2 protein-coding genes and 1 pseudogene are annotated in these 2,228 nt (G+C 56.7%); all 3 read right to left on the bottom strand.

From position 1 onward, the window contains the following. Positions 1-434: 434 nt before the first annotated feature. A pseudogene (locus tag VN887_18865) lies at positions 435-743 on the bottom strand (substrate-binding domain-containing protein). A gap of 478 nt (positions 744-1,221) precedes the next feature. Then, positions 1,222-1,473, bottom strand: a complete 252-nt coding sequence (locus VN887_18860) for a GreA/GreB family elongation factor (protein HXT42077.1) — start codon at positions 1,471-1,473, stop codon at positions 1,222-1,224. 87 nt (positions 1,474-1,560) lie between these two features. After that, positions 1,561-2,070 (bottom strand): GreA/GreB family elongation factor, encoded by a 510-nt coding sequence (locus tag VN887_18855; GenBank protein ID HXT42076.1) that lies wholly within the window; start codon positions 2,068-2,070, stop codon positions 1,561-1,563. Positions 2,071-2,228: the final 158 nt, after the last annotated feature.

The raw sequence follows: 2,228 nt of genomic DNA, 5'->3' as shown, positions 1-2,228 counted from the left end.
GCATTTGGTACAGCATGACTTCCAACAAACATGTTTAAGTACTGAATGTACTTTGCTTTTTCCGCGAAGTCCGTCCAGTCCATCATCGGGGCTACAGAAAATTTCAACCTCAAGTCATTCATTTTGCTGATCTATTTTTCTCAAATCGTTCCTATAGGGGATTGGGCCGATTGGGAAATCCAGCGAGCGAAGTTTGATATATTTTGCTTTTCTCCAAAATCATATCCTCGGTTGCAAGCCAAAAACGCCAATCTGCATTCTCAGTGCACACCTGGTGCACACGAAAGCCCGAGTGCACACGTGCGGCGGCCTTCACTCATTTGTCTCTGAAAATCGGTGGCTTTGCCGCCGAAGCCGCTCCTTTCTCCATTCACATTGCAACGTTAGCGACACAAGAGAACGCCAAGAACGACGCAGGTTCAACCGAAATCAGGAATCCTGGCATTCGCAGCCTGCGCGAAAATAGGTGGCGCGTCACCGACATAACCCGAAATCGACGCTGCCGACGTTGATGGCCTCGAGCAGCGGCGGCCCGAACTGGAACTCGACCATTGCACGTCCACGCCGAGTGGCTTGAACGCGTCCTCGACCGTATGCCGCTGCCTGACCGCTGGGAAGAAGAAGCCGCCCTTCTGCGTACCGATACAGACGACCTTGGGTCGATCCTCGGCACGCACCGGCGGTGACAACGCCACGACGGCCGCGCCTGCCAGCGACCATTTCAGAAACTGCCGGCGTTTCATTGCGATCTCCATGTCTTCACAACCTGACTGAACGAGCTGGTGCTCACCACCCCGGCACGAGAAAACGGCCGTATTTCTTGCCCTTGAGGTCCTGCGACCGATGGATTCCGCGTCAATTTCGTCTAAAGCACTCAGAGCGAAACAAACCTGACAAGATAGATCAGGCCGCCGAAACCGCAGATCAGTCCCACGGTCACACAAGCCACAACCACGGCGGCCTCTTCGAACGTAAAGTCGCGCGGCATGACATCCTTCCTTCTTCGTCCATTGAGGAGCGGGCGCGCGGTCGCAAGCGCCAGCCTCAGACATTCACGCTTCGAAGAAGCTCACAAGGTAGATCACGCCGGCCGCAATAACGATTATGGCCACGGCCGTCAGCGCGTCGTCTCTGGTCATCCGCATATCAGAACTCCCTTAGCTTCAGTTCGACACGCCCAAAATTGTGAGCGGGCGCTTTTGATGGCCCGGCGCCTGGAATTCAATGACCTGCCACCGACAACCCGATCAACGCAGCGCCAACCGGCGTAAGAACCGAAATTCGTTTCAGCGAAATATCGGCTTCGTGCGGATACACCAGCACTGCATTCCGAATGTGGCCGGCTTTATCGACGCAGTAGCGCACCTGCGAACCCATGCGGACTATGCCGCGCAGGTCGCAATCGTCGGCGACCACCTTTGCACGCTCAGTCTCCCGTACCAGGAAATGAGCTACGCGAGGAAAGAGCGCCATGCTGGAATTTGGCCAACGCGCTGAGACGGCGCGCGTTTTCCGTACCGATTACGATGGGCGGCAACACTGGTTCGGGCTTGTTCTTGCTCATTGCATTCTCTCCTTTGGTCCTAAGCGGGCTCTTGGTTCCGGATCATCGTCATTAAAAGTCTGCTCGTTCTTGACCGCCGGACCGAGAAACAGAAACTCCACAACATCGATCGGCTCTCTTCGACTCACGCTTTCGATCTTGACGAAGTTGGTGCATCCTGCGGCGAAGAAAGGGACTTCGCTTCCGACCTTGAGCCCGACCAATGCCGCGCCCAACGGCGACAACACGGCGATTTGGCTTCGGTCCGACGTGTAATCTTCGGGGTACACCAATCGCCTCGTCTCGCGCTGGAATCCCCAATTGGTCCTGAACGTCACCCACGAACCCATGGTGACGATGGAATCCAACCGGGCGGCGCGATCCGGGACGATTTGCGCGCGCTTGATTTCACTCATCAGATACAGCGCGTCTGTGTCGCCTCGCTCTGCGGCTACCCGCGCTAGCCGTTCCAGGCGGCGATGGTCAGACGCAGGAATGGTGACGTTCGGAAGAGATATACTCGGCACAGCATGCCTCCTTGCTTGGGCTCTCCCACACGGGAAGCCACAGCCCCAAAACTCTTTGATGAAGCAAGACAATCCGGACGGCGCGAGCCGCCGTCCGGCTAAACGCCTGAATGCAGGCGTCCGGCGTGCAAGCAATGCCGCGCGACGCGGTGATCGAT

Origin of the sequence: Candidatus Angelobacter sp. (assembly GCA_035607015.1) — a bacterium.
In the GTDB taxonomy this organism is placed as follows: domain Bacteria; phylum Verrucomicrobiota; class Verrucomicrobiia; order Limisphaerales; family AV2; genus AV2.
The sequence above is the reverse complement of the archived record's forward strand: the minus strand, read 5'-3'. Positions and strand labels throughout refer to the sequence as shown.

Excerpts from the sequence above, each read along its gene's own strand:
- VN887_18860 (HXT42077.1), bottom strand. The coding sequence starts at position 1,473 with ATGGCGCTCTTTCCTCGCGTAGCTCATTTCCTGGTACGGGAGACTGAG.